This window comes from Streptomyces sp. DI166 (assembly GCF_900091315.1).
Taxonomy (GTDB): domain Bacteria; phylum Actinomycetota; class Actinomycetes; order Streptomycetales; family Streptomycetaceae; genus Streptomyces; species Streptomyces fuscus.
In genome coordinates this window covers 21,600-41,959 of record NZ_FLSP01000044.1, presented here as the reverse complement: position 1 = coordinate 41,959, position 20,360 = coordinate 21,600, and the positions used below count along the sequence as shown (strand labels likewise).

Annotated in this window: 25 protein-coding genes and 1 tRNA gene; 11 read left to right on the top strand and 15 right to left on the bottom strand. The window is 67.4% G+C overall.

Features of this window, described 5'->3' with window-relative positions; translation table 11 throughout:
- The first annotated feature begins 21 nt into the window (after nt 1–21).
- Nucleotides 22–999, top strand: coding sequence for an ArsA family ATPase (locus GA0115233_RS21755; protein ID WP_093721946.1), 978 nt, complete (start codon nt 22–24; stop codon nt 997–999).
- The gene (locus GA0115233_RS21750) at nt 996–2,402 is read left to right on the top strand and encodes an ArsA family ATPase (protein ID WP_093721945.1); all 1,407 of its coding nucleotides are present in this window, start codon (nt 996–998) and stop codon (nt 2,400–2,402) included. Before GA0115233_RS21755 ends, GA0115233_RS21750 begins: the two co-directional genes overlap by 4 nt.
- A gap of 39 nt (nt 2,403–2,441) precedes the next feature.
- Here the strand turns inward: GA0115233_RS21750 and wblA are convergent, their stop codons facing one another.
- Nucleotides 2,442–2,780 carry a transcriptional regulator WblA gene (wblA, locus tag GA0115233_RS21745; protein WP_063608098.1) on the bottom strand — a complete coding sequence of 113 codons (339 nt, stop codon included), beginning with the start codon at nt 2,778–2,780 and terminating at the stop codon, nt 2,442–2,444.
- Nucleotides 2,781–3,187: 407 nt separating this feature from the next.
- Here wblA and GA0115233_RS21735 point away from each other — a divergent pair, with 407 nt between their 5' ends.
- On the top strand, nt 3,188–5,509 hold the full coding sequence (locus GA0115233_RS21735) for a transglycosylase domain-containing protein (protein WP_093721944.1): 2,322 nt from the start codon (nt 3,188–3,190) through the stop codon (nt 5,507–5,509).
- Between the two features lie 91 nt (nt 5,510–5,600).
- Here GA0115233_RS21735 and GA0115233_RS21730 read toward each other — a convergent pair whose 3' ends face one another.
- Nucleotides 5,601–6,065, bottom strand: coding sequence for a GatB/YqeY domain-containing protein (locus GA0115233_RS21730; protein WP_093721943.1), 465 nt, complete (start codon nt 6,063–6,065; stop codon nt 5,601–5,603).
- 108 nt (nt 6,066–6,173) lie between these two features.
- Between GA0115233_RS21730 and GA0115233_RS21725 the strand changes: the two genes are divergently transcribed.
- The 3 genes from GA0115233_RS21725 to GA0115233_RS21715 all read left to right on the top strand — a co-directional run bounded on the left by GA0115233_RS21725 (nt 6,174) and on the right by GA0115233_RS21715 (nt 8,113).
- Nucleotides 6,174–7,100, top strand: a complete 927-nt coding sequence (locus tag GA0115233_RS21725; RefSeq protein WP_093721942.1) for a metallophosphoesterase — start codon at nt 6,174–6,176, stop codon at nt 7,098–7,100.
- A gap of 146 nt (nt 7,101–7,246) precedes the next feature.
- Nucleotides 7,247–8,005, top strand: a complete 759-nt coding sequence (locus tag GA0115233_RS21720) for a Pr6Pr family membrane protein (protein WP_093721941.1) — start codon at nt 7,247–7,249, stop codon at nt 8,003–8,005.
- Between the two features lie 34 nt (nt 8,006–8,039).
- Nucleotides 8,040–8,113: transfer RNA gene (locus tag GA0115233_RS21715), tRNA-Pro, on the top strand.
- A 78-nt stretch (nt 8,114–8,191) separates the two neighbouring features.
- On the opposite strand, the gene xerC is transcribed toward GA0115233_RS21715, so the two are convergent.
- The 9 genes from xerC to GA0115233_RS21670 form a co-directional block, all read right to left on the bottom strand.
- Nucleotides 8,192–9,358 carry a site-specific integrase gene (xerC, locus tag GA0115233_RS21710; protein WP_093721940.1) on the bottom strand — a complete coding sequence of 389 codons (1,167 nt, stop codon included), beginning with the start codon at nt 9,356–9,358 and terminating at the stop codon, nt 8,192–8,194.
- Nucleotides 9,358–9,546 (bottom strand): helix-turn-helix domain-containing protein, encoded by a 189-nt coding sequence (locus GA0115233_RS21705; protein ID WP_093721939.1) that lies wholly within the window; start codon nt 9,544–9,546, stop codon nt 9,358–9,360. Before GA0115233_RS21705 ends, xerC begins: the two co-directional genes overlap by 1 nt.
- Nucleotides 9,543–10,859, bottom strand: coding sequence for a replication initiator (locus tag GA0115233_RS21700; RefSeq protein WP_093721938.1), 1,317 nt, complete (start codon nt 10,857–10,859; stop codon nt 9,543–9,545). Before GA0115233_RS21700 ends, GA0115233_RS21705 begins: the two co-directional genes overlap by 4 nt.
- Nucleotides 10,860–10,980: 121 nt before the next feature.
- The gene (locus GA0115233_RS21695) at nt 10,981–11,229 is read right to left on the bottom strand and encodes a SpdD protein (RefSeq protein ID WP_093721937.1); all 249 of its coding nucleotides are present in this window, start codon (nt 11,227–11,229) and stop codon (nt 10,981–10,983) included.
- A gap of 31 nt (nt 11,230–11,260) precedes the next feature.
- Nucleotides 11,261–11,446, bottom strand: a complete 186-nt coding sequence (locus GA0115233_RS21690; RefSeq protein WP_093721936.1) for a hypothetical protein — start codon at nt 11,444–11,446, stop codon at nt 11,261–11,263.
- Between the two features lie 16 nt (nt 11,447–11,462).
- Nucleotides 11,463–11,654: a mobile element transfer protein gene (locus GA0115233_RS21685; RefSeq protein ID WP_062244619.1), complete on the bottom strand. Its 192-nt coding sequence runs from the start codon at nt 11,652–11,654 to the stop codon at nt 11,463–11,465.
- Between the two features lie 12 nt (nt 11,655–11,666).
- Nucleotides 11,667–12,299, bottom strand: a complete 633-nt coding sequence (locus GA0115233_RS21680) for a DUF2637 domain-containing protein (RefSeq protein WP_093721935.1) — start codon at nt 12,297–12,299, stop codon at nt 11,667–11,669.
- 85 nt (nt 12,300–12,384) lie between these two features.
- Complete coding sequence (locus tag GA0115233_RS21675) at nt 12,385–13,761, bottom strand: FtsK/SpoIIIE domain-containing protein (RefSeq protein WP_093721934.1); 1,377 nt, start codon at nt 13,759–13,761, stop codon at nt 12,385–12,387.
- Nucleotides 13,761–14,117 (bottom strand): SCO3933 family regulatory protein, encoded by a 357-nt coding sequence (locus GA0115233_RS21670; RefSeq protein ID WP_062244627.1) that lies wholly within the window; start codon nt 14,115–14,117, stop codon nt 13,761–13,763. Before GA0115233_RS21670 ends, GA0115233_RS21675 begins: the two co-directional genes overlap by 1 nt.
- A 250-nt stretch (nt 14,118–14,367) precedes the next feature.
- On the opposite strand from GA0115233_RS21670, the gene GA0115233_RS21665 reads away from it, so the two are divergent.
- Nucleotides 14,368–14,664 (top strand): hypothetical protein, encoded by a 297-nt coding sequence (locus tag GA0115233_RS21665; protein ID WP_093721933.1) that lies wholly within the window; start codon nt 14,368–14,370, stop codon nt 14,662–14,664.
- 22 nt (nt 14,665–14,686) lie between these two features.
- Here GA0115233_RS21665 and GA0115233_RS21660 read toward each other — a convergent pair whose 3' ends face one another.
- Entirely contained in the window at nt 14,687–15,478 is a 792-nt protein-coding gene (locus GA0115233_RS21660; protein ID WP_062244632.1) for a GntR family transcriptional regulator, read from the bottom strand.
- Between the two features lie 109 nt (nt 15,479–15,587).
- Here GA0115233_RS21660 and GA0115233_RS21655 point away from each other — a divergent pair, with 109 nt between their 5' ends.
- From GA0115233_RS21655 to GA0115233_RS21640, 4 genes are all read left to right on the top strand, one after another.
- A complete protein-coding gene (locus GA0115233_RS21655; RefSeq protein WP_093721932.1) occupies nt 15,588–15,995 on the top strand; it encodes an NUDIX hydrolase in 408 nt (135 codons plus the stop codon).
- Nucleotides 15,996–16,041: 46 nt separating this feature from the next.
- The gene (locus tag GA0115233_RS21650) at nt 16,042–16,470 is read left to right on the top strand and encodes an ATP-binding protein (protein WP_093721931.1); all 429 of its coding nucleotides are present in this window, start codon (nt 16,042–16,044) and stop codon (nt 16,468–16,470) included.
- Nucleotides 16,470–16,844: a hypothetical protein gene (locus GA0115233_RS21645; protein ID WP_176711895.1), complete on the top strand. Its 375-nt coding sequence runs from the start codon at nt 16,470–16,472 to the stop codon at nt 16,842–16,844. The genes GA0115233_RS21650 and GA0115233_RS21645 overlap by 1 nt, the downstream gene beginning before the upstream one ends.
- A gap of 63 nt (nt 16,845–16,907) precedes the next feature.
- The gene (locus GA0115233_RS21640; protein WP_255310300.1) at nt 16,908–17,159 is read left to right on the top strand and encodes a hypothetical protein; all 252 of its coding nucleotides are present in this window, start codon (nt 16,908–16,910) and stop codon (nt 17,157–17,159) included.
- Nucleotides 17,160–18,557: 1,398 nt separating this feature from the next.
- On the opposite strand, the gene GA0115233_RS40670 is transcribed toward GA0115233_RS21640, so the two are convergent.
- The 3 genes from GA0115233_RS40670 to GA0115233_RS41125 form a co-directional block, all read right to left on the bottom strand.
- Entirely contained in the window at nt 18,558–19,010 is a 453-nt protein-coding gene (locus tag GA0115233_RS40670) for a hypothetical protein (RefSeq protein ID WP_141689548.1), read from the bottom strand.
- A 167-nt stretch (nt 19,011–19,177) separates the two neighbouring features.
- Nucleotides 19,178–19,993 carry a TIGR04255 family protein gene (locus tag GA0115233_RS21635; protein WP_093721928.1) on the bottom strand — a complete coding sequence of 272 codons (816 nt, stop codon included), beginning with the start codon at nt 19,991–19,993 and terminating at the stop codon, nt 19,178–19,180.
- A gap of 207 nt (nt 19,994–20,200) precedes the next feature.
- Nucleotides 20,201–20,359: a hypothetical protein gene (locus GA0115233_RS41125; protein WP_176711892.1), complete on the bottom strand. Its 159-nt coding sequence runs from the start codon at nt 20,357–20,359 to the stop codon at nt 20,201–20,203.
- Nucleotide 20,360: the final 1 nt, after the last annotated feature.

Here is a 20,360-nt window from a genome sequence, read left to right as displayed (position 1 = left end):
CGACTGGTTAGGCTCGAATACGTGAGCAGGCTCCAGGTCGTCAGCGGCAAGGGCGGGACCGGAAAGACCACGGTCGCCGCCGCGCTCGCGCTCGCCCTCGCCACCGAGGGAAAGCGCACGCTCCTCGTCGAGGTCGAGGGCAGGCAGGGCATCGCGCAGCTCTTCGAGACAGAGGCGCTGCCCTACGAGGAGCGGAAGATCGCCGTCGCTCCTGGGAGCGGGGAGGTGTACGCGCTGGCCATCGACCCCGAACTGGCCCTTCTGGACTACCTCCAGATGTTCTACAAGATGGGCGGCGCGGGCCGGGCCCTGAAGAAGCTCGGCGCCATCGACTTCGCCACCACCATCGCCCCGGGACTGCGCGACGTCCTGCTGACGGGCAAGGCGTGCGAGGCGGTCAGGCGCAAGGAGAAGAGCGGGCGGTTCGTCTACGACTACGTCGTCATGGACGCCCCGCCCACCGGCCGCGTCACCCGCTTCCTGAACGTCAACGACGAGGTGGCGGGCCTCGCCAAGATCGGCCCGATACACAATCAGGCGCAGGCCGTGATGCGGGTGCTGAAGTCCCCGGAGACGGCCGTGCACCTGGTGACGCTGCTGGAGGAGATGCCGGTCCAGGAGACCGCCGACGGCATCGCCGAACTCCGCGCGGCGCGCCTGCCGGTGGGCAGGGTCATCGTGAACATGGTGCGCCCGCAGGTGTTGGACGCCGAGGAACTGGAACTCGTACGGGCCACACCCCGTACGGCCATCGCGCAGTCCCTGTCGGCCGCCGGTCTCGGCGGTGCGCGGCGCGGCGGGCACGCGGAGCGGCTGGTGACCCCGCTGCTGCAGCAGGCCGAGGAGTACGCCGAGCGCTACACGCTGGAGCAGGAACAGCGCGCGGTGCTCGCCGACTTGGGTCTGCCGCTGCACGAACTGCCGCTGCTCACCGAGGGAATGGACCTGGCGGGGCTGTACGAGCTGGCCACCGAGCTGCGAGAGCAGGGAATGACATGAGCCCGGACGCCCACGCCCAGCAGTCCAAGCCCTCCGCCCACCATCGCCTCTCCCCCGCGCGGGGCCTCGACATCGACCCGTTGCTGGACGATCCCGGCACCCGGATCATCGTGTGCTGCGGGTCCGGCGGTGTCGGCAAGACCACGACCGCCGCGGCGCTGGGGCTGCGGGCCGCCGAGCGCGGCCGGAAGGTCGTGGTGCTCACCATCGACCCCGCGCGCCGGCTCGCCCAGTCCATGGGCATCGACTCCCTCGACAACACCCCGCGCCGGGTGAAGGGCATCGACGACTCCGGCGGCGGCGAACTGCACGCCATGATGCTCGACATGAAGCGCACCTTCGACGAGATCGTCGAGGCGCACGCGGACCCCGAACGGGCCGCCGCGATCCTGGGCAACCCCTTCTACCAGTCGCTCTCGGCGGGCTTCGCGGGCACGCAGGAGTACATGGCGATGGAGAAGCTGGGCCAGCTGCGGGCGAAGGACGAGTGGGACCTCATCGTCGTCGACACCCCGCCCTCCCGCTCCGCGCTGGACTTCCTGGACGCGCCCAAGCGGCTCGGCTCCTTCCTCGACGGCAAGCTGATCCGCGTGCTGCTGGCCCCGGCGAAGGTGGGCGGCCGGGCCGGGATGAAGTTCCTGAACGTCGGGATGTCGATGATGACCGGCGCCCTGGGCAAGCTGCTCGGCGGGCAACTGCTGAAGGACGTGCAGACGTTCGTGGCCGCCATGGACTCCATGTTCGGCGGCTTCCGTACGCGCGCGGACGCCACGTACAAGCTGCTCCAGGCGCCGGGAACGGCGTTCCTGGTGGTGGCGGCGCCGGAGCGGGACGCGCTGCGCGAGGCCGCGTACTTCGTGGAGCGGCTGGCCGCGGAGGACATGCCGCTGGCGGGTCTGGTCCTCAACCGGGTCCACGGCAGCGGCGCCGACCGGCTGTCGGCCGAGCGGGCGCTCGCCGCCGCGGAAAATCTTGAGGAGTCCCGCATTGTGGATCAGGAGGACGGGAAAGCTGGACTTCGTAACTCTCCCGACACGTACGGCAGTTCAGAATCTCCCGCATCCGGGCTCGCGGACGGACCCGCGTCCGGGTCCGTGACCGAGGCCACCGAGGCCACCGAGGCCACCGAGGCCACCGAGGAAGGCTCCCCCGCCACCCTGGACCCGGCCCCGGCACCCACCACGGACCAGCTCGCCGCGGGCCTGTTGAGGCTGCACGCGGACCGTATGCAGCTGCTCTCCCGCGAGCAGCGCACACGTGACCGCTTCACCGCGCTCCACCCCGAGGTGGCGGTGGCCGAAGTGGCCGCGCTGCCCGGCGATGTGCATGACCTCGCGGGGCTGCGGGACATCGGGGACCGCCTGGCGGCAGGCCGACCGGAGCTGCCCACGTCCGGTGCCTGAGCCACCCGGCGGGCCCGCCGACGGAGCCCTGGGGTGCCGTCAGCTCACCGCCGCGTAGTTCTCGTACACCTGGTCGTCGTCGAGGGGCACCAGGCCCGCCCCGCGCTCGTACTCCGTACGAGCCGTCTCCAGCAGCCGGCGCCACGAGGTGACCGTGGGCCGCCTGCGCAGCAGTGCGCGGCGCTCCCGCTCGGTCATTCCTCCCCACACGCCGAACTCGACGCGGTTGTCGAGCGCGTCGGCCAGACATTCCGTGCGTACCGGACATCCGGTGCACACCGCCTTGGCCCTGTTCTGCGCTGCTCCCTGAACGAACAGTTCATCCGGATCGGTAGTGCGGCAGGCCGCCTGCGCACTCCAGTCGGTTACCCAGCCCATACCGGCGCCGTCCTCTCCCGAATCGAGGCTCCCCCACGGCGGCAGCGGCATATTCACCGCCGCCAGTTGAGGACGTTACGGAAGGTGGGCACAGCGCAACACCCCCAGCGGGCCCAATCTTGAATGGTCCGAACGGACTATGGGGAAGCGGCAGATCACCCGGGGGAGTGAGCTGGTGACATGCGTGATCATCCAGGCAAACCGGGATAGTTCTATGGAGTCACAACGGACGCCAGGTGACACACAAGGCGGATTCGGACACGTTTCCATCAAAAATCTGATGGCAGACCGGAACGATTCGGGGTCGCCGGACGTATTGATACGTGGCCGCACTGCTGTGACAGTTGTGAGCAGCTTAGGCCAAGGCATATACGCGTGTCCGGCGAATGAGAACGTAGGCTGCCCTCATGCCAAAGAAGCTCTCGGGCGGTGGTCTGTCGCCAGCGCAGCAGGCCGCCAAGTTCCTCGGTGTCAGTGTGCTCGCGGGAGCCGTCCTGGCGGGCATCGCCCTGCCCGCGGTCGGCGCGCTCGGGCTGGCCGCCAAGGGCACGGTGGAGAGTTTCGACGAGCTCCCGGCCAACCTGAAGACGCCGCCACTCAGCCAGCGCACCACGATCCTCGACTCCAAGGGCGGCACGATCGCCACGGTCTACTCGCGCGACCGTACGGTGGTCGACCTCAAGGACATCTCGCCGTACATGCAGAAGGCGATCGTCGCGATCGAGGACGCCCGCTTCTACCAGCACGGCGCGGTCGACCTGAAGGGCGTCCTGCGCGCGCTCAACCGCAACGCGCAGAGCGGCGGCGTGGCCGAGGGCGCCTCCACGCTGACCCAGCAGTACGTGAAGAACGTCTTCGTCGAGGAGGCCGGCGACGACCCGACCAAGGTCGCCGAGGCCACCCAGCAGACGCTCGGCCGCAAGATCCGCGAGCTGAAGTACGCGATCCAGGTCGAGGAGGAGCTGGGCAAGAAGAAGATCCTTGAGAACTACCTGAACATCACCTTCTTCGGCCAGCAGGCGTACGGCGTCGAGGCCGCCGCCCAGCGCTACTTCTCCAAGTCCGCGAAGAAGCTGGAGCTCCACGAGGCCGCCCTGCTCGCCGGCATCGTCCAGTCGCCCTCCCGCTACGACCCGGTCAACGACGAGACCGAGGCCACCAAGCGGCGCAACACCGTGCTGCAGCGCATGGCGGAGGTCGGCGACATCTCCCAGGAGGAGGCCGCCAAGGCCGAGAAGGAGCCGCTGGGCCTGAAGGTCAGCAAGCCCAAGAACGGCTGCATCACCGCCGTGAAGGGCGCCGGCTTCTTCTGCGACTACGTCCGCGCGGCCTTCCTGCGCGACCCCGTCTTCGGCAAGTCGAAGGAGGACCGGGCCAAGATCTGGAACCAGGGCGGTCTGACCATCAAGACCACCCTCGACCCGCAGGCCCAGAAGTCGGTCCAGGCGTCGGTCAAGGACCACGTCAACAAGAGCGACGACGTGGCGACCGCGGCGACCATCGTCGAGCCCGGCACCGGCAAGATCCTGGCCATGGGCCAGTCCCGCCCGTACGGCTTCGGCAAGAACGAGACCCAGATCAACCTCTCGGTCGACGCGGCCATGGGCGGCGGCGCGGGCTACCAGCCCGGTTCGACGTTCAAGCCGATCGTGGCCGCGGCGGCGATCGAGGGCGGCACGCCCGCGAACAAGGTGTACGGCTCGCCGTACGAGATGGACTACCCGAGCCCGGTCGCCCAGTGCGGCGGCGGGTCTTGGAACGAGCAGGGCGTCAAGGTCGCCAACGAGAACGAGTCCGAGGTCGGCCCGTACGACATGCGGGAGGCGACCGCGAAGTCGGTCAACACCTACTACGTCGAGCTGATCAGCGACATCGGCATCTGCCCGGTGACCGAGATGGCCGAGAAGATGGGCGTCAAGCGGGCCGACGGCAACAAGATGGTCCAGGCGCCGTCCATCGCGCTGGGCACCCAGGAGATGTCCCCGCTGACCATGGCGAACGGCTACGCCACCTTCGCCGCGCGCGGCATGTACTGCACGCCGATCGCCATCGAGTCGATCACCCGGCGGGTGGGCGGCAAGACCGAGTCCCTCCAGGTCCCGAAGTCGACCTGCTCGCGGGCGATGTCCGAGAAGACCGCCGACACCATCAACACCCTGCTGCGCGGTGTGGTCGAGGACGGTACGGGCCAGCAGGCGGGCCTCAGCGGCCGCGCCAGCGCGGGCAAGACCGGTACGACGGACGAGCGGTTCGCCGCCTGGTTCGTGGGCTACACCCCGAACATGGCCGGTGCCGTCTGGGTCGGCGACCCCGCGCACAAGCGCAAGATGCAGAACATCACCATCGGCGGTGTCTGGCACGCGAAGGTCTTCGGTGGCCAGGTGCCGGGTCCGATCTGGCGCGACATGATGACCGGCGCGCTGGAGGGCCGGGAGGCACCCCCGTTCAACATCGTCGACATCCCGCGCAGCGACGTCGACCGGGAGCGCGACCGTGACCGGGACCGCGACGAGGACGACAACGGCAACGGCGACCAGAACGGCAACAACGGCAACGGCAACGGCGGTCTGATCGGCGGCGGCTTCATCGACGGCGGTACGACCGACGGCGGCCAGGACGGCGGCGCCACCGGCGAGCCCACCCAGCCGGACCCGACGTTCTCGATCCCGGAGGACTTCTTCCAGGGCCAGACGAACAACGGCGGGAACGGCAACGGCGGCCGAGGCTGACACGTACTGCGCGTACGGCCCCTGTCCCTCTGATACGGGGCAGGGGCCGTACGCCTTTATGTATATGCCGCTGTGGGCCGGTGCTCCTCGGCTAGCCGGCGAGGATCCTCTTCACGACCGCGGCCACCCGGCCGCCCTCCGCCTGCCCCGCCACCTTCGGGTTCACGATCTTCATGACCGCGCCCATGGCCCGCGGGCCCTCGGCGCCGGCGGCCTTGGCCTCGTTGACGGCCTGGACGACGATGCTCTCCAGCTCCTCGTCGCTGAGCTGCTTGGGCAGGTAGGTGGCGAGCACCTCGCCCTCCGCCTTCTCCCGCTCGGCGGACTCGGGACGACCGCCCTGGGCGAACGCCTCGGCGGCCTCGCGCCGCTTCTTGGCCTCGCGGGCGATCACCTTCTGCACCTCGTCGTCGGAGAGCTCGCGCTTCTCCTTGCCCGCGACCTCCTCCTTGGTGATCGCGGCGAGCGTCAGCCGGAGCGTCGAGGAGCGCAGCTCGTCGCGCTCCTTGATCGCGGCGTTGAGGTCATCCTGAAGCTTCGACTTGAGCGTGGTCATGGCCTGATTGTCGCAGGTGCGTGTGACAGGGCGCCCCTCGATTTCCCCGCGGGGCGCCGGACGGGCGGCCGGGCACGGGAGTTGGGCCGGGTCTGACACGATGGAGGTATGCGCGCGCGATACGGAGTACCTCTGGGGATCGCGGCGGCTGGTGCCGCCGGACTGCTCTACTCGGCCGGGTTCGAAGCCCGTTCCTTCCGCCTGCGACGGGTGACGGTACCGGTGCTGCCCGCCGGGATGCGACCGCTGCGCGTGCTGCAGGTCTCCGACATCCACATGGTCTGCGGCCAGCGCAAGAAGCAGCGCTGGCTGCGCTCGTTGGCGGGCCTGCGCCCCGACTTCGTGATCAACACGGGCGACAACCTCTCGGACACCGAGGGCGTGCCGGAGGTACTGGACGCGCTGGGCCCGCTGATGGAGTTCCCCGGCGCGTACGTCTTCGGCTCGAACGACTACTACGGCCCCAAGCTGCGCAACCCGGCCCGCTACCTGGTGGAGAAGGCGCAGGGCAAGTACGGCCTGAACGGCAACCCGCCGGCGGTCGGCGCCATCCACAACCCGTGGGAGGCCATGCGGGACGGCTTCGACGCGGCGGGCTGGCAGAACCTGACCAATGCGCGGGGCCAGTTGAAGATCGACGGGGTGTCGATCGAGCTGACCGGCCTGGACGACCCGCACATCAAGCGGGACCGGTACGACGAGGTGGCGGGCGGCCCGTCCGGTGCGGCGGACTTCTCGATGGGCGTGGTGCACGCGCCGTACCTGCGCGTCCTGGACGCCTTCACGGCGGACGGCTACCCCCTGATCCTGGCCGGCCACACCCACGGCGGCCAGCTCTGCATCCCCTTCTACGGCGCCCTGGTCACCAACTGCGACCTGGACACGGACCGGGTGAAGGGCCTGTCCCGGCACACGGCGGAGGGACGGACGTCGTACCTCCACGTCTCGGCGGGCTGCGGCGCGAACCGCTACACACCGTTCCGCTTCGCGTGCCCGCCGGAGGCGACGCTGCTGACGTTGGTGGAGAGGGCGTAGGGGAGCCGGGGTGAAGCCCGGGTGGGAACCGGGGTGAAGACCGGGTGGGAACCGGGGTGAAGCCCGGGTGGTCAGCAGCCCGGGCGAGTAACCCACCCGGCCCGCCCGAATAGCCCCTTTTACCCCTCCTGCTTAGCGTGAGGGGCATGACCGCCCCCATACCCAGGGACATCCCGGACCTGCCCGCCATACCGGGCATCCCCGGGGTGCTGCCCGCGCCGGTCCCCGCCGCGGCGGTGGTGGCCCCGTGCCGCCGCCGTCTGACGGCAGCGTTCCGCCTGCTGATCGCACTGACGGCGGCGGCAGCGGTATCAGTGGAAATCTGGCTGGGCGCCCCCCTGCGCGTCCTCAGCCGCTTCTCCATCCAGAGCGGCATCCTGCTGGCAGTGGTCATGCTGCTGTCGGCCCGCAAGGCCTGGACCGCACGCAAGCCCCTGCCGTCGGCGCTGACCGGCGCGGCACTGCTGTACGCGGTGATCGCGGCGCTGGTCTACCACCTACTACTGGCTGACGTCACGCCCCCACCGACGGGCTGGCACGCGCTGACGAACGTGATCCTGCACACGGCGGCCCCGGCAGCGGCGGTACTGGACTGGCTGTTGCTGACAGCCCCGGCGGCCCTGCACCTGCGCCAGGCGGCGACGTGGCTGATCTACCCCGCGACGTACCTGGTCTTCACCCTCGCCCGAGCAGAACTCCTGTCCCCCGGAACCGAGGCCCGCTACCTCTACCCCTTCCTGGACGTCGACGCCCACGGCTACAAGTCCGTCCTCGCCAACGCCCTCCTGATCGGCCTCTCGATCTACGCCCTCGCGGTCCTCCTGGTCGCCCTGGACCACACCCGCCCGAACCCCATCCGCCACCGCGCCAAAACCGGATTTCGTCTCCAGCCACCGGTGGGCTAAAGTAAACGACGTCACCGCGACAAGCGGGGACGATCGGGGTGTAGCGCAGCTTGGCAGCGCGCTTCGTTCGGGACGAAGAGGTCGTGGGTTCAAATCCCGCCACCCCGACAGCCGAAACAGCAGATCAGGAGCGTCCTCACGTGAGGACGCTCCTGATCTGTTTTGTGTGCGTGTCTAACTGCGTGACTAACGCTCCGGGCCCCGCTTGAAGATGCCGTCCATGACCACGGCACCGGTCTGGATCACGGGCCGGATCTGCTTCCGGTACACCTCCTCAGTAACCGCAGTGCCAGAGTGCCCGACGAGCCGGGAGATCTCCTCCAGCGGGACACCCCGGTCGGAGAGCAGCGACACGAAGCTGTGCCGGAGCTCCCGGGGCGTCCACTCCGCAGCGTCGACCCCGTCAACATCCTTGAGCGCCTGGCGGAAGGCACGGCGGACGTTGGCAGCGTCGAGGGGCTTGCCGACGGCCGAGGAGAAGACGAGGCCGTGTTCCTCCCAGGCCTCACCGGCGGCAAGCCGATCCCATCCCTGGTCTTCGAACTGCTGCCAGAGGGCTTCGACGCAGCGCGCCGGCAGGGCGAGGGTGCGCCGGGACTTGCGGGTCTTGGTGTCTCCGGTGCGCCTAACCGAACGCCAGACCGCAATGTGCGGAGGTTGAGGCGGGTCCATGTCGGGACGCCCTTTCAGAAAGACGTGGTCCCAGGTGAGGGCGCGCAGTTCCTCAGTGCGGGCGCCCGTCAACAACGCGAGGACGATGTAGGCGTACATCGAGGTCCCTTCAGCCCCCTTCAGCACGGCCTCGGCTTGGGCGAAGGTGAGCGCCTTGGACGGGCGTCCAGCCTGCCCCTGGGGCACCGAGCACAGCTCAACGACGTTGCGCTTCACCTTGTCCCGCGCCATGGCCCGCTTGACCGAGCGGTTCAGGCAGGAGTGGAGGCCCTGGAGGGTGCGCGTGCTGAGGGTCTTTGCCTTGTTGGCCAGCCAGCGGTCTACGTCCTCCGCGCTCAGGTCGCGGAGCTTACGAGCGCCGAGTGACGGAATGACGTGCTTCTCGCTCATGAGGGTGGTGGTCTCGACGGTGCTGGGGTCGAGGCCGGCCAGGCCGTAGGTGAGCCAGTCCTTCACCGCGTCCTTGACCGTGTAGTTGGTCGGGGCGATGGCAAGGCCGTCTTCGTGGTCCCGCAACACCTCCTTGAGCTTGTTCTTCGCCTCCGTCTTGGTCTTGCCACTCCCCCGCTTGACGATCCGCTTGCCGCTCGGATCGAAGCCGAGGTTCGCCGTGGCGATCCAACGCTGTCTCTTCTCGTCCCAGTGCAGGCCACCGTCACCGCGGCTACGACGCTTCGTCATCAGGCCGCCTCTCCCATCTGGCCCCGGATGAAGGCGCGTACGGCGGTGTCGGGGATACGGCGGCAACCGTCGACCTTGATGGAGACCAGGCGGCGGGTGCGGATGAGGTCGTAGACCTTGGTACGGCCGAGCTTGAGCCGGGTCATGACCTCCGGAACGGTGAGCAGTTCGGGCGCGGCCGTGGTCATCTGGTGGGTTCTCCTTCTGTTCCAGGGGCGGGTTCGAGGGATGCGGACAGCCAGGCTTCGGTGTCGGAGAGGCCGGTTCCGGCGAAGACCCAGTGGGCGAGGACGTATGTCGTCTCCGGCTGAGGGGTCCTGGCTGTTGCGGCTTGAGCGCGGCGCCATTCGGCGCGGGCGTCACGGAGTGCGCCGAGGGTGGTGGAGTAGCGGCGGGACTTGGTGGAGAAGTGGCCGCGAAAGCCAAGCATGTGGGCCCAGGCGCGCAGGCGGAGGTGTTCGAGGCTCTTGCGGGCGCCGAGGGTCCACGCGGTTCGGATCAGGGTGCGGGCGTGGTCACTGATGTCGAGCTGGGCGAGTTCGGCGACGAACTTCAGCGGCCGGTCGAGAGCTCCCGTGGCCGTCTCCGCGCCTTTGGTGGCGTACTTGGCGATGTAGGCGGCGACGGCGCGTTCGGTCAGTTCCTGGCCGTCGTTGAAGTCGGCGGATCGGATGGTGCGGACGTCGAGTTGGCTGCCGAAGGTGAAGGTGTGGGTGCGGCCGTCGATGGTCGGGCCGTCGACTCGGGCCTTGGCGGCGGCGGTTTCTATGGCGTCGGTGAGGAGATCGGCTGTGGCCCAAGCGGGTGGTGGGGTGTTGCCGCCTTCCGGGCCGTCGATGCGGATGACCGCGTGGAAGTGGACGGCTCCGCGCCTTTGGTATTCGGCGACCTTGGCGAAGGACACGCGGGCGTGGTCGCGGAGGCGGCGTTGGCTTAGTCCCGCGCGCTTGGCGACTTCTCGGCGGAGGTAGATCGAGAAGCGTCGCCAGAGTTGTCCGGCGTGGGCGTTCCAGAGGACGGCGGCTTCGTAGTCGTAGGTGTCGGGGTTGAGGGGGGTGCCCAGGGTGTCGTCGTCCTGGTCGTGGTGGAGGCCGCAGCGGCAGGGGCGGCCGTCGGTGCGGCGGTTGTGGACGGGGCCGAAGCCGGGGGCGGTGAAGGTGGCGAACACGCGGGGGTGGGTGCCGACCTGTTCCGGGGTTCCTTTGCCGCCGCGGAGTCCGGCGGTGATGAGGTGGAAGGTGTCGCGGCGGTAGACCTCGGCGCAAGCGGGGCAGCGGGTGGTGCGGCGGTTGTTGCAGCGGACGAGGAGTTGGCCGGCGGGGAGGCTGGTCGAGTCGAGGTGCTGGAGGATGCGGCCGATCTCTCCGGTGGTGGTGTCGATGTCGTATTCGGTGCGGTGGCCGTCGAGGCGGATGGGGTGGGTGCAGCCGCCGAGGCCGGAGAGCTGGCGGAGGATACCGGGGAGGGTGCCCTGGGCGGCCAGGTTCGCGAGTTCCGGCATGGGGGCCGGGGTGGTGCGGGTGAAGATGGCGTTTCCCTTCTGACTGGCTCGGTCGGGAGGAAGGCCCCGGGGCGGCGTAATGCTTGGTCGTGTGCCGTCGCCCCGGAGGCCGGGCGTTGATTCAGCGGCGGTGCTGGTCGCGGAGCAGGGAGCGCAGGACGACGGCTGCCACGGCGACGGAGATGGCCGTGACGGCGACTGCGGCCAGGAGCGCGGTGAGGACGACTCCGCCGACGACCAGGGCGACGACCGTCTTCTGGTCGATGGACACCGAGGGCAGCGAGCGGCGGGCGGGTGCCGGGGCGGTCGTTGCGGTGTGGGTGTGTGCGGGCGGCGGAGTGGGGTTGTCGGGGTACTTGGGCAGGAACATGGGCGATTCCTTATCTACTCGTCTAGATGTGTCAGCCGTTTATGACGGTCACGCCGGAGCGCGTGCCGGATTCGATGGCGGGGGCGAGGAAGGTGTGGGAGAGCCAGAAGCCGAACAGGGCGATCAGGACGACGATCCAGGTGCGGACGCCGAGGAACTTGACCGCTCCCCAGGCGAAGAAGCCGAGGACGACGACGAGGGGGAGGCTGATGGTCACGGGGTGAGGGGTCCTTTCAGCGGACGGGGCAGCGGTGGGTGCGGGCGGCCAGTTCGGCGGCGGCGCGGCTGTCGTAGTCGGCGGAGAAGTTGCAGCGCGGGGCGGTGCAGGCGGCGGTGTGCTTCTCGCGGCCCCGGCCGTCGTACGAGGTGGCGACCTGGACGGGACCTATGCGGGTGACGTTGCGAAAACGGCGGTTGGCGGTCATGCGGGTCTCCCTTCAGAGTTGGGCGGCGATGGCTTCGGCTAGGGGCGCGGGAATGCCGAGGCGGGCGCGGAGGGTGGGGGTGTCGATCGGGGCTCCAGTTCGGGTGTGGTGTTCGGCGGCGACTTTGCGGGCGTGGTCGACCAGGGCGGTCGGCACCGGAACGGGCGGGGTGGTCGGTGCTGGCTCGATGGCAACGGGTTGGGCGGACGTCTCGGGTGTGGCTTCGGGCTCGTCCTCCTGGTCCTCGATGAGTTCCGCGCCGTTCTCCTCGGTGGCCGTCTTCGGCGCCGTATGGACGAGGAGGGTCCCGCCAAGGAAGGCGACCGCAGGCCAGCCCGCGACGAGGATGCGCAGCCAGGCCGGCACGTCGGTCATGTCGAGGAGTCCGGCGGTGGCGACGTTGGCGCCGAGGGAGGCGGTGAGGGCGATGACGAACCAGCACCAGGCCGCCGCCTTGGCCGTACCGGTACGGAGTCGGCGCCATGCGGCGACGAGCAGCAGGTCGACGCTGATCGGGTAGGCCCACGCTTTCCATCCGTCCTGTCCGGCCGCCATGGCGATGTCGTGGATGTGGGCGAAGGACAGTGCGGCGGCGATGAGCGCCTGGACCAACACCGCGTCGACACGGGCCAGATGGGCGCGCACGGTCCGGCTCCTTTCGGTTTCGGGCAAGGCAGGGGTAGGGACGTGGCGTGAGGCGGTCACGCCGACCGGGTGAATAGGGAGTGCGTCAGTCGGTCGCCGGGTGCGGCAGGACTGCCGGAGCCGGGGTGTCGGCGTGGCGTACGGGGATGGCGGGCCGGAAGGGCTTGAGCGCGGGCAGGTCGGGCACCAGGTGTGCCGATTCCCGGCAGATCTCGGCGGCGTCGCCGAGGGAGAGGTAGGGCGTGCGGATACGGGACCAGCCGCCGGAGGTGTCGCCCGCGACGGCGAGGCCGGGCAGTTCGGGGGCGATGGCGCAGGCGGCGGAGACCGCTTCCGGTGCGATGTCGCCGAGGGCCATCTTGGCGGAGGCTTCGTCGTTGACGCGGTGGCAGACGCGGCCGGTGAGCTGGGCGCGGAGCATGGTGGCGCCCTTGCCGAGTTCGGCGCCGAAGCGCTGGCCGCAGACCTCCAGGTAGATGCCGGCGGCTCGGCCGAGTTGGGCGAGGCGGATGAGCTGGGTGACCATCTCGTCACGGCGTTCCTCGTCCTTGCGGGTGGCGGTGAGGAAGAGTTCGGCCACCTCGTCGACGAACAGGACGACGGGGGTGGGCCGTTCGCTCTCGGGCAGGCCCCAGATGTCGGAGGTGATCTCCTCGTCCGGGGTGTCGGGCGCGATGCCCTGCCGGGCCTTGATCAGGTCGTAGCGATCCTCCATTTCCTTGACCAGGGCGGGCAGGAGTTCGGCGGCTTCGTCGGGGTCGGTGGCGAGGGCGGAGAGGCGGGCGGCGAAGGGCGCCAGTTCCACGCCGCGCTTGCAGTCGATCCCGACCAGGGCAACCGGCTGACGGGCGAGTCCGGCGACGAGGTGGCGCAGGTACATGGACTTGCCGGACAGGGTCGCGCCGAGGGTGAGTTGGTGGGGAACGGTCCGGTAGTCCCGTACGAACGGAGTAGCGTCCTCCCGCAGGGCGACCGGAACCTTGAGGAACCCGGAGCCGGTCTTGCGGGGCATGCGCACCCGCCGTAGAACGTCGTAGCCGACGAGGCGCAGTTCGACGACACCCGGCTTGATCGTGGTGACGTAGACGGCGTGAACTCCCCAGGCATGCCGCAGCCGTTCGGCGGAGGCGGCGACGTCGGCGGGTTCCTGGCCGGGGGCGAGCCGCAGCCGGATGCGCAGCCCGGTCGAGGTGGGTCGGATGATGCCCCGGCGGGGCGGGACCGGCCGGACCTCTCGCCGGGTGGTGGCCTTGACGGCGAGGACCCGCAGCCGGGAGGGGGCGACGGTCAGGCCGCACGCTTCCATGACGGAGCTGTACGAGCTGAGCAGGCGGGCGGTGGATATCGGGCCGCCGACGGCGGACCAGTAGACGGCCGGGTACTTGGCCCGGGTGTAGGCGGTCCCGCCGCCGAGCGCGGCGAGGGGACCACCCACCTCCAGGAGCGTCGTCAGGTCGGTCATCAGGCGGTGGCCCCCATGGCGGCCGGGAACGCGGCCGGGGTGACGGCGGCGGCCCGGAAGGCGATGCCGTGACGCTGCTGCCCGTTGAACACCGACTCCCACGGCCGGGCAACGAGCCCCGGCAGCGAGACCGGAGCGCCCAGGTTCAGGCCCTCGGATACACCGCCCTCGGGCACGGTGACCTTGATCAGCGAGGACTCTCCGTCCTCGATGTAGACGACGCCGAGCGTCATCAGCGCCTCACCGCTGACGGCGTCCTTGGCGATCTCGCCGGTCTGACGGTCGCGGACCTTGGGCTCAGGAGCCTCGGTGAGGAGGATCGTGGCGGCGGAGGTCTCAACACGGATGGTGCGCAAGACAGTTTTCCTATCTACTCGTCTATACATGTAGCGATCTGCGAACCCGATCTCCCGGGCTCGCGACGATCACCCTGCCACACAACTTGCCCACTCGTCTATACGAGTACGCATGATGAGGTGTACGAGTTCGGGAAGCCTCGCGGACCGGACCGTTGTCAGTGCCCTCGGGCATGCTCTGCCCATGCTGATTGCGACCAACAGCCGGGGCCACGCTGTAAATCGCCCTTCGAAGCCGAAGATAGGAACGATGCTCGCCGACCTGGATCAGGGCGATCACCTGCTCCTTGAGCGGCAGGACGAGAACCAGGAAGGCAACTGGTACATCCAGGTGCTGTTCCGCGAGACCAACACCTACCAGTTGGAGTACCGAGACGGCGTTCCCGCAGAGCACTACCAGACGCAGACGGTGTCGCAGGAGAAGGTCCTGCAAGCACTCCTCGACTGGGCGGCCGACAAGCCCACGTGGCGGGAAGGCTTCATGTGGACCAACATCGGCCACTGGTTCACTCCGGCCCCCGAGGATGAGGGCGATACGACCGTCTAGTACTGCGCCGCCGTCCATGCGGTCAGGTCGCCGGAAGCTGGTACGACAGGACGTAGGCGTCCGCCGCCATGACGGTGTCGCAGACTTCGACGGCCCGTCCCTCGGTGTCGAAGGCGGTGCGAACGAGATGGATGACGGGCACGCCGGAGGCCAGCCGGAGCGTCTTGACCTCGTCCGGCGAGGGCATCCGGGCCCGGATCTCCTCCTCGAAGTGGTCCAGGCGGTGACCGAGTTCTTCAAGGCGGGCGTAGATGCCGCCGGGCCCGGGGTTGGGTTCGGCGATCTGCGTACCGCGGGCGATGTCGAGGGGGAGGTAGGAGGTGGCGAACTCGACTGGCCGGCCGTCGAGGAGATAGCGGCGCCGCCGGGCGAGGACCCGACGAACCGAGCCGAGCCGGGTGGAGATGTCCTGACTGGCCTTCTCTTCCTTGACCTCAAGGCTGTCGACCTGGGGGTGGCTGCCGACTGTGTCCGCCTCGACGATGAAGGCGGACTTGCCCTGCTCGCGATGCCGGCGGGCGAACCGGTCGGAGGCGAGTCGCCGCACGGGCGGCCGGGGCCGGACGAAAACGCCCTTGCCGTGCTCGGCATGGACAAGTCCTTCACCCTGGAGGATGGAGAAGGAGTTGCGGACGGTCATCCGGGATACCCCGTAGTGGTCCACAAGCTCCGCCTCAGAGGGCAGCTTCTCGCCCTCTCGGAACCGCCCACGGTCGATGGCCTCGCGCAGTTGGTCGGCGATCTGCCGGAAGACCGCACGATCGCTCGTGGGGTCGAGATCACCGAGCTGGCCGGAGGGAAGAGCAGGGGTCACGAGTGCACTCCTTTAGGTATCTAGACGTGTGGGCGAGTGTTGTTGCTACGGTGGAGAGCCTAGCCATCCGAGAGGGCCGAGGAACGTGAGCACAGAACGCCCGCACTCCGTGAGCGTGGCCGGAGTCGTCATCGACGACTTGGGCCGGGCCCTCCTGATCCAGCGCCGGGACAACGGCAAGTGGGAACCCCCGGGCGGTGTCCTCGAACGCGAGGAGACCATCCCCGAGGCCCTGCAACGCGAAGTCCTCGAAGAGACCGGCATCAAGATCGCCCTTCCGGCGACCCTGACCGGCGTCTACAAGAACATGACGGGCCTGATCGTCTCCCTGGTCTTCCGCTGCCAGGCCGCCGACGGCACGCCCACCACCGGCGACGAGACCCGCGCACTGCGTTGGGCAACCCGCGAAGAAGTCTCCGAGCTTGCCGACGAGGCATACGCCATCCGTGTCCTGGACGCGATGGACGCGGCGTCTCCACCTGCCATCCGCGCCCACGACGGCGTGAAACTCGTCTAGCCCGAACCCGCTGCACATGGCGGCCTACCAGCACGAAGGAACTTGTATGCACGAGTATACGAGTACAGCCCGGGTCTGGGGACTCACTTGCCCAGGTTTCCCGGAAGAGGTCAGCCGGGCCCGCCGCTGGACGCGCGACATCCTGCGCGGATCGCCATGGGCGGAGGACGCGGAACTGATCGTGAGCGAGCTGAGTGCGAACGCAATCCTGCACACGGCCAGCGGCCAGCACTCGGGCAGCTTCCATCTGGCCCTGGCAGTCTCAGCGCAGGCAATCGCGCTGTCGGTCACGGACGACGGAGGCGCCGGCACCGCCCCCAAGGTCGAGCGCCAGGACCAGGACGCCGAGCACGGCCGAGGCCTGGGCATGGTCAGCGTGATCGCTCACCGGGTCGTCGTCCACGAGAGCGATGGCGGTCACACGGTCACCGCGGAGTTGTTCACGACCCCGCTCGTGGGAGGTCACCCGTGCTGATGGACAAGCCGCAGCGGGGCTACTGGTGCGAGTGCTGGACCCAGGACCTCACGGACGAGACGCAGCCGATTCTCCGGGCGTCCTTCGACGCGTACTCGGCACCCCAGGCCGACCGATGGGTAGCGGTCGCACTACGCACGATCTCACCGGCACTAGACCCCGACGCCTCACAGGAAGCGTGGGAGTGGCTGTACGAGGGCCGTATCGCGACGAGGAAAGCACTCCTGCGTGCCGAGCCCAACGCAGTGGCGCTCACTCAGGCCGGCACCCGCATCACCTGGACGATCCGGCCCGTGATCTTCCTACCGCTGGCACACCGACAGGGCACTGAATTACCGCCCTGTGCAGCCGAGTTCAAGCCCCACACCGACTAGCAGACTTGTCGCTTGACTGCCCGGTCCTCAACTCCAGGCCGGGCTTCAGGCATGCTCAGCTGCATGAGCGCCTACAGCAGCGACCAGGACTTGAACGTCACCAATGTCACCGGGGAAGACGCCGAGGTAGACGTCGCAACCAACCTGCTGAACGGCAACGTGCGCCTGTCAGTGCTGTGGACCGATCAGATCCTCCTGGGCCCTGATGACGCCGAGCGCGTGGCGCACGCCCTCTTGAGAGCCGCCGAGCATGGCCGCCGTATCGCCGAAGCTCGAAGCGCAAGGGCGGACACCGATAACGCCACCTGCCAGTGAGTTACAACTTTCTTTACTGGTTCAAGGCGGCTCGCTCCGCTCACCGCGCGCGGCCCGGCCGCCGGCCGGGCCTGCGCTCCTGTCTCCGCCCCGCTCCAGCCCGGCCGGCGCCCGTGCCGCGCTCAAAGCATGCAGCCACCTGGCGTTAGAGAAGGGGTACGTCGTGGCTGGGGCGGTCGGCTCCACGGCTTTACGGAGCCACTTTGGCGCGAGCCTCGAAGATCATGGCCCCAACGTCGTGCTTTACCGGGCAGGTCCACAGACTGCCCGACGCGCCGGAAGCTTACGGGGCCATGATCACTCGCGCCAAAGCAGCGCCACCCCAAAGCCGCTCCACCGACCTCGATTATTTCACCCCATCAAATTGGCAGAGGCGAGGACAGATGGTCAAGGTCGATTTCTTCTGAGTGCCGATACTGCTCGAAGGAGAAATCTTCCGTCGACATAATCTCAGACTCGATTGCACCACCGGTGACAGCAGTCAACACATCCGGCGTAGCCGTTTCAGGCGCCTTGCACATACTGGCCCAAGCCTCAGCAAGCGCACTCCAAAGCCAGTACCTATCCGCCGCCGTCAAGGACGTATCGGACTCTCTCTGAAGGAGCTGAGCGATTTCACCGTGTTTACGCGCCAGTGCACATCCATCAGCGCCATGTAGCCATCGAGAAATCCTCTCGCTGGCAGGTGGAACTGGAACGTCTGAAGGGAATGGCGGCAACACGCCAGGCTCAAGCACTACAAAAAGAGTCAAAGCGTAGGGAGAACTGTCCCACTCGTCTTCACACCACAGGCGAAGAGAGGCAACCCGTTGGAAGGCCCAGCCGATGGGACTCGATTCCTTGGGAGCTCTACTCTCCGCGACTGACTGAAGAGGTCGTAGCCATGGAACTACCTCATCCGGAAAGGCGAACCTACTAAAACGGCGCCCGACTCTTTGACCGAACTTACGAACATCAGCAATGTCTTTAACGCCTGGTACGCGCCCTGCGTCCACGACGACTTGCTTGTCTACCGTGGCCATGAAGGTGAGATCTGCAAAGCAACATTCACCTAAGGCGGGTAGATGAACCAAGTGCGGGCGTCGACCACTGCGGTTCGCTTTTGCTTCACTAGCTGGAAGCTCCACGACGGGGACAAGGTGTGCCGTTGGGCGGTCGGACAAGACCAAGTCACAGGTCTGTGTAATTACCGCAGCTCCAAGGGGCGTCTCAACCCAATCGACGACTCCCGGTGCAATTTTGCGTGGGATGCTATCGACACGGAGAACGTCACCTTGCCGGTACTCGCGGATACGATCCGCCCATGCTGGCACCACTGCTTCAGTCGTCTCCTGGGCAGAGGAACTAGCGGACACATCCCCGGAAGGCGACCCCACAGACTTCCCCCTACCCTGACACTCAGCCAGCTTCCCCGCCCAGCAGTTCACTTGAAGTATAGCCAGCACTCTGGATAGGCGTGCCGGCCTTCCTGTACTGCGCTCGAAAGTCCTCCATGGGGCTCGGAGCACCGGGCTCGGAAGCATGGAGCCACGCACGCACCAAAGCAGGCTCCCGCACGGGCGCGGAACGCACAAGTTGGGCGAGCCGCATGATCATTTCACCGTGCCGCGCATTGACGCGGCCGCCCGAAGCCCACAGATGCACCGAGCGGCGACTCACATTGAGCGTTTTACTCAGTTGCTCCCACGTCAAACCGCTCTGATCGTGGATCATCTGAACAAGTGCCGCTGATTCAAGGGGTAGATCGGCCTCACGGCCATCCGGGGACTCGACTGGATCAACCAAGCCGAAATCCGCTGTAACCGGTGTCGATGTTTGTTCGGCCAACGGGGCCGCTTCAGCTACGGGCACTCCGATGAATGTGGAAGTCGCCATAGTGGCTGCACAGATCCACCCTGCCACCCAAAGGCGCGACCTGGGGGAAACAGCAGCATCGAATGACCTGATGCTCGCCTGGGTTGGGCCTGAGTCTGTGTGAATATGGAAGAGCGAATTATCCTGGCTTTGCAATGTGGCGCTCATAGGACACCTCCGAAGTATGCCAGAAATTCATCCTTCACGGCCCAGCGAAAGAATCGATATGCCGACATCGCCAGCCGCTCCGCCTTTTCGCGCACATACTCTGGCTGCGAGCTTACCTCCGAAGCCTGATAAAAGGAATCTAGATCCAGCACCCAGCTGCGCTGCTGAATTGCAGAAAGCGTGGGGTCGTATGTGCCACCAGGAGGCATCTCGCCCCATTGCGCCAGAAGCCCGGTGGTCTCATCAATTTGGAATGCGGCTTGAGACAGGGAGTGCTGCAGCACAGCACTGCCTCCCAACTCAGTCCCGGATACTCCCAGAATCTCCGTTCGAACGAATTTGGAGAGATCATGAATCACAGCATCATCGGTTAGCCGATTCGTGTATCGGTACCCGAGGCGAGTATATGCGGGAACATAGGCTACCTTTTTCAGTGCCGCAGCCAGCGTCGAGAGAGAGGCACAGAATTCAGCGTTTCCAGGATAGGAAGTCGTCTCCAGCGAGAGACTTCCATTGGTGAGAGAGACGGTCGTCGCCCGGTCAGGTGATCGAAAGCGCCAGACTTGCGTCTGCCCCATCTGCGGAGACACTTGTCCCGCCCCGACGACCATGTTGAACTCTGCGCCTTTTTCAAGGTACGGGTAGGCGTTCCCCACCTCTGCGGCGAAGAGTGACGCGGCGTTCGTAGAGTCGAGAACCGCTAGAGGTTCGAAGCGTAGCTGCGCCAGGACGCGCACCAGAGGGGCCCTCGACAGGGGCACATCCTCGCACGGATCGTCACCAAACGGAGTCTGGAGCTGGCGCGGAGTCATACTTCACACACTACTTCACACTCGCTGGCGCGTCACCGTCAAGGAGCCCTAACACAGCAACGTTCACAGGCGCTTAAGGCGACCCAAGTTCGCCACGCAGACCCTACTGTCGAAAATTAGTTCGAAGAAAGCGTGGGAGAGGCCCAGCGTCGTACGCAAGTAGCAGCCATCAAGACCTGTCGCTCCAGAGTCAGCGACGGGCATCGACTACAGGGCCAAGTTCTTGCGCGAGCTGCAGGCGATGTCTCCGATGACCATGATGTTGAGATCGGCCGGGTCACCTACACCGTAGTGAAAGAGTGCGTCGATCAGGTTTGACCCGTCCCACGGCCGTTCACGCAGAAGGGTGAAGGCCGTCGCGCCCACG

Bases quoted from the DNA above. Each gene is read 5' to 3' on its own strand.
- GA0115233_RS21750 (WP_093721945.1), top strand. From the start codon at position 996: ATGAGCCCGGACGCCCACGCCCAGCAGTCCAAGCCCTCCGCCCACCAT.
- wblA (WP_063608098.1), bottom strand. From the start codon at position 2,780: ATGGGCTGGGTAACCGACTGGAGTGCGCAGGCGGCCTGCCGCACTACC.
- GA0115233_RS21735 (WP_093721944.1), top strand. From the start codon at position 3,188: ATGCCAAAGAAGCTCTCGGGCGGTGGTCTGTCGCCAGCGCAGCAGGCC.
- GA0115233_RS21730 (WP_093721943.1), bottom strand. From the start codon at position 6,065: ATGACCACGCTCAAGTCGAAGCTTCAGGATGACCTCAACGCCGCGATC.
- GA0115233_RS21725 (WP_093721942.1), top strand. From the start codon at position 6,174: ATGCGCGCGCGATACGGAGTACCTCTGGGGATCGCGGCGGCTGGTGCC.
- GA0115233_RS21720 (WP_093721941.1), top strand. From the start codon at position 7,247: ATGACCGCCCCCATACCCAGGGACATCCCGGACCTGCCCGCCATACCG.
- xerC (WP_093721940.1), bottom strand. From the start codon at position 9,358: ATGACGAAGCGTCGTAGCCGCGGTGACGGTGGCCTGCACTGGGACGAG.
- GA0115233_RS21705 (WP_093721939.1), bottom strand. From the start codon at position 9,546: ATGACCACGGCCGCGCCCGAACTGCTCACCGTTCCGGAGGTCATGACC.
- GA0115233_RS21700 (WP_093721938.1), bottom strand. From the start codon at position 10,859: ATGCCGGAACTCGCGAACCTGGCCGCCCAGGGCACCCTCCCCGGTATC.
- GA0115233_RS21695 (WP_093721937.1), bottom strand. From the start codon at position 11,229: ATGTTCCTGCCCAAGTACCCCGACAACCCCACTCCGCCGCCCGCACAC.
- GA0115233_RS21685 (WP_062244619.1), bottom strand. From the start codon at position 11,654: ATGACCGCCAACCGCCGTTTTCGCAACGTCACCCGCATAGGTCCCGTC.
- GA0115233_RS21675 (WP_093721934.1), bottom strand. From the start codon at position 13,761: ATGACCGACCTGACGACGCTCCTGGAGGTGGGTGGTCCCCTCGCCGCG.
- GA0115233_RS21665 (WP_093721933.1), top strand. From the start codon at position 14,368: ATGCTCGCCGACCTGGATCAGGGCGATCACCTGCTCCTTGAGCGGCAG.
- GA0115233_RS21650 (WP_093721931.1), top strand. From the start codon at position 16,042: ATGCACGAGTATACGAGTACAGCCCGGGTCTGGGGACTCACTTGCCCA.
- GA0115233_RS21645 (WP_176711895.1), top strand. From the start codon at position 16,470: ATGGACAAGCCGCAGCGGGGCTACTGGTGCGAGTGCTGGACCCAGGAC.
- GA0115233_RS21640 (WP_255310300.1), top strand. From the start codon at position 16,908: ATGAGCGCCTACAGCAGCGACCAGGACTTGAACGTCACCAATGTCACC.
- GA0115233_RS21635 (WP_093721928.1), bottom strand. From the start codon at position 19,993: ATGACTCCGCGCCAGCTCCAGACTCCGTTTGGTGACGATCCGTGCGAG.